The organism is Opacimonas viscosa (assembly GCF_024199005.1).
Lineage (GTDB): Bacteria > Pseudomonadota > Gammaproteobacteria > Enterobacterales > Alteromonadaceae > Opacimonas > Opacimonas viscosa.
Genome location: NZ_JANATA010000396.1, coordinates 1 through 218, shown reverse-complemented (window position 1 = coordinate 218; position 218 = coordinate 1). Strand labels below are relative to the sequence as shown.

The 218-nt window shown below is 41.7% G+C and carries 1 protein-coding gene; it reads left to right on the top strand.

Annotated features, from left to right (window positions below):
- Positions 1–218, top strand: a 218-nt coding sequence (locus NLF92_RS14045) for a CBS domain-containing protein (protein ID WP_254102892.1), incomplete at both ends; no start/stop codon positions are given.

Genomic DNA, 218 nt, shown 5'->3' with positions numbered 1-218 from the left:
ATCGATTAGTCCTTTTGTAGATACCCTAAGCGAACGAAAGCTTGATCGCGCTACATTGGATAAAAAAGCGCACCAAATCATGACTCGTGAAGTCATTACACTTAACCCAAGTGACTCTGTTTATTCGGCTATTGAGCTTTTTAATTCCCATAAAATTTCCTGCATTCCTATTATCGACACGAAAAGGCATCCAGTAGGAATGGTGTCGTGGCGCGATG